At 66.3% G+C, this 2,834-nt stretch carries 3 protein-coding genes and 1 riboswitch; all 3 genes read right to left on the bottom strand.

Annotated elements, in window-relative coordinates; all coding sequences use genetic code 11:
- Positions 1 to 389 precede the first annotated feature (389 nt).
- Positions 390 to 601, bottom strand: a riboswitch (cobalamin riboswitch).
- A gap of 2 nt (positions 602 to 603) precedes the next feature.
- Positions 604 to 1,851: a hypothetical protein gene (locus ACIQ6O_RS15840; RefSeq protein WP_396208740.1), complete on the bottom strand. Its 1,248-nt coding sequence runs from the start codon at positions 1,849 to 1,851 to the stop codon at positions 604 to 606.
- Between the two features lie 40 nt (positions 1,852 to 1,891).
- Positions 1,892 to 2,503 carry a bifunctional nuclease family protein gene (locus tag ACIQ6O_RS15835; RefSeq protein WP_396208739.1) on the bottom strand — a complete coding sequence of 204 codons (612 nt, stop codon included), beginning with the start codon at positions 2,501 to 2,503 and terminating at the stop codon, positions 1,892 to 1,894.
- Positions 2,504 to 2,548: 45 nt separating this feature from the next.
- On the bottom strand, positions 2,549 to 2,834 hold a 286-nt coding region (locus tag ACIQ6O_RS15830; RefSeq protein ID WP_396208738.1), incomplete at its 5' end, for a methionine adenosyltransferase domain-containing protein.

Raw genomic sequence — 2,834 nt, 5'->3', positions numbered from 1 at the left:
TCGACTCCGCCCCGATGGCGAAGATGGCTTCGGTAGCCGCGGGATTGAGGGAGACCACGCGACTCGCGTAACTCGCATCGGTGGGAAGCGGCGCCCCGAAATCGTCAGTGTCGGCGGGCGTGGCCACACGCGCTGCGCCCGCGTGCACCGATGGTGCGCGCGCGGAGACGGCCGCCGTATCGGCCGCCGTTGAACGTTCGGACGTGGTGCACGCAGCGACAGCGGCGCCCGCAACGAGCACCACCCACCGACAGGCACGGCGTTCCAATCGTGGGTGAGGAAACACGAACGGGCGTCCTCTCCCACGAGAAGACGCCCGAGCAGGCGCGACGAGTGAACCGAACCGGTCACATCGTCGCGTTTGCACGAGCCCCCCCTCGAGGGTCTTCGTCAAGAATAGAGAGCGCGGGTCGTCTCCTGGCTCCGGGCCACGACACCCACCTTCCCGGTTCGCTGACCAGTGGTGCTTCGAGTGTCGCTGCTGTGCAGGCATGCCTGCACAGAGCCCGTTACAGTGGCGGGGCCGCGCCGGTATCGCACCGGCTTCCGTGTCCCGCGCTCGGAATCAGTTGTCCGTCGCACCGTATGTGCGACCGTTCGAACCTACCGTCCAGAGGAAGCGTCGGCAAGCGCTTGTGTGAGCGCCGCCTTCAACTCGGCGCGTCGCGCCTCGTATGCCGCCGTGACCGCGGCGGAGGGGGCCTCCTGCCGGGCATAGACGGCATCGAGCGCCGCGATCTCCTGCGCGAGACGATCACGGAGCGGCACATCGGGCTCCTGTGGACGGAGCGTGGGCTCCACGCGCCCACGCTTCGCGGCCGCCCGCTGCATGCTGCGCGCGAGGCTCATCATCATGAGAAAACCGACCGCCACGAGCAAGCCGGCGATGTACAGATTGCGCCCTGACGTGGCGCCGGCGGGCACTTCCACCACGAGGTCGGCATCGGCCTTCACGTCCTGTGCGAGGAACCGACGGAAGTTGCGCCGCTCGAGCGTGACAGGATCCACCGCCGCGAAGCCCTGCCCCTTCACGTCACCCTGCGCCTCCTCCACGAGCACCTCGAACACCACCACCGGTCGCTCAGCGCGCACACGCAACGGGAAGCTGCTCGACGGTAGCTTGTACGAAAACGCGACTTGCTTGACGCCTGGCGCGATGGGGGCGAACACGTTCACACGGCCATTCTGCGCCGCGAACGCATCGGGGGAGATCTCTCCTTCGTTGGCTCGCACATCGATGGCCGCAGCTGGAATGGCGACGCTCCAGGTGGGCGGCGCGTTCTGCTGCTCCGCCGTGACCAGGGTGACCAGGCTGTCGTTGGAGAGCTCGAACACCTCGACGATCGTGCGCATGTCGGCGCTGTCGGCCTTGCTCACGATGAGATGGCGGCCCTTCACCGACATCGGGAACGTGCGCGAGGTGGTATCGAATACCGTGATCTCGGCGGCATCACCGGCGGCGTTGGCGTCACGCAACGGCGCGGTGAAGTACGCGATGCCACCATACGTCGTGGACGCGAAGTACACCGCGTCACCAGTGCCGAACGGCTTGTAAGCAAAGCGATATCCACCCGCGGCATCGCTGCGCACGGAGTCGATGGGCCCCGCCGTATCCTTCCCCACGCGATGCAGGGTGACCCAGAGGTTGCGTGCCGGGCCCATGCCCGTGGAATCGCCACCGACTCTGGTGGGGATGCGTACCCGTCCCTGCACGGTGCGTGCGGTAGCCGTGGAGGGCGACTGTGCCTGCGAGGAGCGTGCAGCGAAGAGCGAGGCACTGACGGCGAACAGCGCACCGAGCGCGATGAAGCGCACGCGCTGAACCGAGGCGGGGAGTTGCAGGCGAGTCATGAAGGCAGGTGGGGAGGGACGAAAACGCGCACCCGGAAATCTAGGGCGTGAATTTGCCGAAATCCTCCGGCCGGAGGTTTTCGAGGTATGCCTGCAACTGTTCGGTGCTGAGTTGCGGACCGAAGCCCGAACTATCGGTCTCGGAACCGGTATCCTCACCATCGTCCGCCTCCATGGCGGTGAGCAACCCGACCGGCGCAAAGATGGGGGCGGAGAGCCGTAACGCGATGGCGATGCTGTCGGAGGGTCGGGCATCGACCGCCACCAACCCCTTCGCCCCATCGAGCTGCATTTCAGCGAAATAGGTGTTCTTCTCGACGCGAGTGATGTTCACGCGCCGCAGGGTCCCACCGAGCCCCGTGATAAGCGTCTTGCAGAGATCGTGCGTGAGCGGCCGTTCGCGCTTGAGATCATTCATCTGCACGAGGATGGACTCGGCTTCCGGCTTGCCGATCCAGATCGGCAGGAGCCGGGTCCCCGCTTTCTCACGCAGGATGACCACGTAGGAATTGGTCGCGCTGTCGAGCCCGAGGCGGGCCACCGTGACTTCCACCATGCTTACGCTCCGGATGGGCGCCGAGCGGCACGCCGAATAACTGGCCGTACCGCCGATCGGATATAGCAAACCGACCGCCGGAGTGCCACGCTGCACGGTCCGTGCACGGCACCTCGGCGGTCGGTTTTGATACCCGGAAGGTTAGCGGACGGCTTTCTTGAGGGCCGCGACGCGGTCGGTGCGTTCCCAGGTGAAGGTCGTACGGGCCGAGCGGCCACGTCCGATCGTCTCCGGCTTACGCCCGAAGTGCCCGTACGCTGCCGTCGCTTGGTAGATCGGCTTGCGCAGGTCGAGCGCCTTGCTGATGCCACGCGGCGTGAGGTCGAACACCTCCTTCAGGGCCGCTTCGATGACGGCATCGGGTACGGCGCCGGTCCCGAAGGTCTGCACGTACACCGACACCGGCTCAGCCACACCGATCGCATAG

The organism is Gemmatimonas sp. (assembly GCF_044345575.1).
In the GTDB taxonomy this organism is placed as follows: Bacteria; Gemmatimonadota; Gemmatimonadetes; order Gemmatimonadales; family Gemmatimonadaceae; genus Gemmatimonas.
This window is presented reverse-complemented; position numbering and strand designations above follow the sequence as displayed.

Excerpts from the sequence above, each read along its gene's own strand:
- ACIQ6O_RS15840 (WP_396208740.1), bottom strand. The coding sequence starts at position 1,851 with ATGACTCGCCTGCAACTCCCCGCCTCGGTTCAGCGCGTGCGCTTCATC.